This window comes from Pseudonocardia sp. UM4_GMWB1, assembly GCF_017312155.1.
Lineage (GTDB): Bacteria > Actinomycetota > Actinomycetes > Mycobacteriales > Pseudonocardiaceae > Pseudonocardia > Pseudonocardia alni.
The window spans coordinates 1-3,297 of record NZ_QJPN01000004.1 but is presented as its reverse complement, the minus strand read 5'-3'; the positions used below and the strand labels follow the sequence as shown (position 1 = coordinate 3,297).

Annotated in this window: 2 protein-coding genes and 3 pseudogenes; 3 read left to right on the top strand and 2 right to left on the bottom strand. The window is 76.8% G+C overall.

Annotated features, from left to right (window positions below; all coding sequences use genetic code 11):
- The 3 genes and pseudogenes from tilS (DMP15_RS30030) to hpt (DMP15_RS30020) all read left to right on the top strand — a co-directional run.
- Positions 1–631 (top strand): annotated as a pseudogene (gene tilS / locus DMP15_RS30030) (tRNA lysidine(34) synthetase TilS); the annotation flags it as partial.
- Positions 632–647: 16 nt separating this feature from the next.
- Complete coding sequence (locus DMP15_RS30500) at positions 648–1,220, top strand: TilS substrate-binding domain-containing protein (protein ID WP_443217724.1); 573 nt, start codon at positions 648–650, stop codon at positions 1,218–1,220.
- Positions 1,109–1,596, top strand: a pseudogene (gene hpt, locus DMP15_RS30020) (hypoxanthine phosphoribosyltransferase); the annotation flags it as partial. The gene DMP15_RS30500 and the pseudogene hpt (DMP15_RS30020), both read left to right, overlap by 112 nt.
- A gap of 119 nt (positions 1,597–1,715) precedes the next feature.
- On the opposite strand, the gene hpt (DMP15_RS30015) reads toward hpt (DMP15_RS30020), so the two are convergent.
- Entirely contained in the window at positions 1,716–2,276 is a 561-nt protein-coding gene (hpt, locus tag DMP15_RS30015) for a hypoxanthine phosphoribosyltransferase (RefSeq protein WP_337827003.1), read from the bottom strand.
- A gap of 58 nt (positions 2,277–2,334) precedes the next feature.
- Positions 2,335–3,283, bottom strand: a pseudogene (gene tilS, locus DMP15_RS30495) (tRNA lysidine(34) synthetase TilS).
- Between the last annotated feature and the right edge of the window lie 14 nt (positions 3,284–3,297).

Here is a 3,297-nt window from a genome sequence, read left to right as displayed (position 1 = left end):
CCCGCCGCTGGTCGCCTGCTCCGGCGGGGCCGACTCCACCGCGCTGGTGCTCGCCGTCCGGGAGGCGGTCGAGGGGCCGGTGCACGCCGCCGTCGTCGACCACGGGCTGCAGGGCGGGTCCGCGGAGCGCTCGGCGGGGCTCGCCACGCTGCTGCGCGGGCTCGGGGTGACGGCGACGGTGCACCCGGTCGTCGTCGGCGCCGCGGGCGGCCCCGAGGCCGCGGCCCGGGCCGCCCGGTACACGGCGCTGCGGGCGGCGCGGCCGACGCCGTCGTCGCCGGTGCTGCTCGGGCACACCCTCGACGACCAGGCCGAGACGGTCCTGCTGGGCCTCGGCCGGGGCTCCGGGGCCCGGTCGCTGTCCGGGATGCGCGAGTGGACCGAGCCGTGGCTGCGCCCGCTGCTCGGGGTGCGCCGGGCCGACACCGTCGCCGCCTGCGCGGCCGCCGGCGTCGCGGCCTGGGCCGACCCGCACAACGCCGACCCCCGCTTCGTCCGCTCCCGGCTGCGCCACGAGGTGCTGCCGCTGCTGGAGGACGTCCTGGGCGGCGGGGTCGCGGCCGCGCTCGCCCGCACCGCGGACCAGCTCCACGACGACGACGCCGCCCTCTCCGTCGCCGCGGCCCGGCTGCTGTCCGCGGCCCCGCGTGACCACGGACGGTGAGCGGAATGCACCGGCGGGGGGGACCGGGCCGGGTGATTCCGGCGACAACGGCTCACCACCGGGTACCGCCGCGACCGACCCGACCGGGGCCACGGCGGGGGTCGGGGAGGCCGTCGGCACCGCGCTCGACACCGGTGTACTGGCCGCTGCCGAGCCCGCCGTACGGCGCCGGGTCCTGCGGGAATGGCTCGCCGGAGCGGGCGCGCGGGCCCTCACCGACGCGCAGCTGCGGGCGGCCGACGACCTCGTCGGAGCCTGGCGCGGGGCAGGGCGGACCGGCGGTGGGCGGCGGCTTGGTGCTGACCCGCGCCCGTGGCAGGCTCGTGCTGCGCCGCCGCAGCCGGCCGCTGACCGGGCCGTGACCGCGGGTCCGGTGGAGGCGTCGACCGGGCCGTCACACGGTCCGTGCGAGGGGGTCGGGTGTACGACGGGGACATCTCCTCGGTGCTGGTCACCGAGGAGCAGGTGCGCGAGAAGACCGCGGAGCTGGCGCAGCAGGTCGCCGGTGACTACGCCGACCTCGTGCGCGACGGCCGCGAGTCCGACCTCGTGCTGATCGGCGTCCTCAAGGGCGCCGTCATGTTCATGACCGACTTCGCCCGCGCGCTGCCCATCCCGGCCCAGCTCGAGTTCATGGCGGTCAGCTCCTACGGCTCGTCGACCTCGTCGTCGGGTGTCGTGCGGATCCTCAAGGACCTCGACCGCGACATCGCCGGGCGGCACGTTCTGATCGTCGAGGACATCATCGACTCGGGGCTGACCCTGAACTGGCTGCTGGGCAACCTGCAGACCCGCTCGCCCGCGTCGCTGGAGGTCGTGACGCTCCTCCGCAAGCCGGGACGCGGTGAAGGTCGACGTCCCGGTCCGGTATGTCCGGCTTCGACATCCCGAACGAGTTCGTCGTCGGCTACGGCCTCGACTACGCAGCCCGCACCGACGGTCCGGCCGGTCTGACGCTCGCCGGCGGGCCCGCGTTCACCGCGGCCCCGGCCGGGGTGGACCCGCGGCGCGCTGGCCACACCCGCCGGGCCCGGGCTCGGCTGAGCCGCGCTCAGGCGTAGACCGACGGGTCGAGCGTGCCGATGTAGGGCAGGTCGCGGTAGCGCTCGGCGTAGTCGAGGCCGTAGCCGACGACGAACTCGTTCGGGATGTCGAAGCCGACATACCGGACCGGGACGTCGACCTTCACCGCGTCCGGCTTGCGGAGGAGCGTCACGACCTCCAGCGACGCGGGCGAGCGGGTCTGCAGGTTGCCCAGCAGCCAGTTCAGGGTCAGCCCCGAGTCGATGATGTCCTCGACGATCAGAACGTGCCGCCCGGCCGATGTCGCGGTCGAGGTCCTTGAGGATCCGCACGACACCCGACGACGAGGTCGACGAGCCGTAGGAGCTGACCGCCATGAACTCGAGCTGGGCCGGATGGGCAGCGCGCGGGCGAAGTCGGTCATGAACATGACGGCGCCCTTGAGGACGCCGATCAGCACGAGGTCGGACTCGCGGCCGTCGCGCACGAGGTCGGCGTAGTCACCGGCGACCTGCTGCGCCAGCTCCGCGGTCTTCTCGCGCACCTGCTCCTCGGTGACCAGCACCGAGGAGATGTCCCCGTCGTACACCCGACCCCCTCGCACGGACCGTGTGACGGCCCGGTCGACGCCTCCACCGGACCCGCGGTCACGCCCGGTCACGCGGCCGGCTGCGGCGGCGCAGCACGAGCCTGCCACGGGCGCGGGTCAGCACCAAGCCGCCGCCCACCGCCGGTCCGCCCTGCCCGCGCCAGGCTCCGACGAGGTTCGTCGGCCGCCCGCAGCTGCGCGTCGGTGAGGGCCCGCGCGCCCGCTCCGGCGAGCCATTCCCGCAGGACCCGGCGCCGTACGGCGGGCTCGGCAGCGGCCAGTACACCGGTGTCGAGCGCGGTGCCGACGGCCTCCCCGACCCCCGCCGTGGCCCCGGTCGGGTCGGTCGCGGCGGTACCCGGTGGTGAGCCGTTGTCGCCGGAATCACCCGGCCCGGTCCCCCCCGCCGGTGCATTCCGCTCACCGTCCGTGGTCACGCGGGCCGCGGACAGCAGCCGGGCCGCGGCGACGGAGAGGGCGGCGTCGTCGTCGTGGAGCTGGTCCGCCGGTGCGGGCGAGCGCGGCCGCGACCCCGCCGCCCAGGACGTCCTCCAGCAGCGGCAGCACCTCGTGGCGCAGCCGGGAGCGGACGAAGCGGGGGTCGGCGTTGTGCGGGTCGGCCCAGGCCGCGACGCCGGCGGCCGCGCAGGGCGGCGACGGTGTCGGCCCGGCGCACCCCGAGCAGCGGGCGCAGCCACGGCTCGGTCCACTCGCGCATCCCGGACAGCGACCGGGCCCCGGAGCCCCGGCCGAGGCCCAGCAGGACCGTCTCGGCCTGGTCGTCGAGGGTGTGCCCGAGCAGCACCGGCGACGACGGGCGTCGGCCGCGCCGCCCGCAGCGCCGTGTACCGGGCGGCCCGGGCCGCGGCCTCGGGGCCGCCCGCGGCGCCGACGACGACCGGGTGCACCGTCGCCGTCACCCCGAGCCCGCGCAGCAGCGTGGCGAGCCCCGCCGAGCGCTCCGCGGACCCGCCCTGCAGCCCGTGGTCGACGACGGCGGCGTGCACCGGCCCCTCGACCG